This is a genomic window from Parafrankia colletiae (assembly GCF_001854655.1).
GTDB classification, from domain to species: domain Bacteria; phylum Actinomycetota; class Actinomycetes; order Frankiales; family Frankiaceae; genus Parafrankia; species Parafrankia colletiae.
In genome coordinates, this window is sequence record NZ_MBLM01000105.1 from 1 (window position 1) to 1,013 (window position 1,013).

At 63.1% G+C, this 1,013-nt stretch carries 1 protein-coding gene and 1 pseudogene; both read left to right on the forward strand.

Translation table 11 applies throughout. The features are described from left to right. Nucleotides 1-231, forward strand: a pseudogene (locus CC117_RS11035) (hypothetical protein); the annotation flags it as partial. A 20-nt stretch (nt 232-251) separates the two neighbouring features. Then, complete coding sequence (locus CC117_RS38010) at nt 252-776, forward strand: hypothetical protein (RefSeq protein WP_198541812.1); 525 nt, start codon at nt 252-254, stop codon at nt 774-776. Nucleotides 777-1,013 lie beyond the last annotated feature (237 nt).

Consider the following 1,013-nt stretch of genomic DNA (forward strand, 5'->3'; position numbering starts at 1 on the left):
GGCCTGCTCCAGATGAAGCGGTGGGGACACCAGTGGCTGATCCTCACCTGTTGGACCGGCGTCCTGATGTGGGTCGGCTACGTGGCGAACATGACCGTCTACGCCGACATCCGGTACGACGAAGTAGTGTTCCCGGTTATCGGATGGTGGCTGTACGACATTTTCTACATCACCCCCTTCGTATCCTTGCCGTACCTCCACACGGTGAACCGTGAAATATTCACAGACTGAGCAGGGAGGGGAATTTCGGAGTGACCACTGACGCGAACCCGAAGCCGACAGAGAATAACAAGGGAAAAGAAAAGGGCAAAGAGAGGGCCGAGGTCGCCCTGGGCACGTCCACGCCCTACGCGCGGATGCACACGATCATCAGGCGGACCTGCTACGTGCTGCTCTTCGGCCTGGTCATCGAAGGCGCCCTCACCTTTCCGCTGCTCGCCGCCTGGTACGGGTTCCCGAAACTGTCACTGACCCAGGTGTGCAGCGAGCTAGAGAAGGCCCGCTACTCCGACGCAAGCCGCGAGTGCGACGTGCCCTACGCGTTCCCGGGCCCACCGCTCGCCGGCCCCGCGGAGGCCGAGGGACAGACTACCGCCCGGGACGTCCTGGGCGTACAGCCGAAACCGGGCTACGTGGACATCGACTTCCGGGAGCTCGTGAAGCGTCGCGAGGCCTGCAAGGACTTCGACCCGACGACGCTTCCGGCCCCGCAGAACCAGACCGCCGAGCAGAGGCGACTCGGCGACTACTGCAACTACATCTCGGACGACAGGTAGCGCGACCCGCCGGACCAGAAAGGCCGCGCCAACTCCCGGAGAAGCAACTCATGCTGCGAGTCATTCAGTGGGCAACGGGAAACGTAGGCCGGGAGGGGAGTGTCTGACTATCGGCTCTGGTGCACATTCGGTGGTGACGGACGGTTAGCATTCGTGCGACCTGCCAGGCGTGGTGAAGCGCTTGGCAATACGGACATTCTGGGGCGTCGCCTCTGTGGTGACTGGCGGGTTCGACGC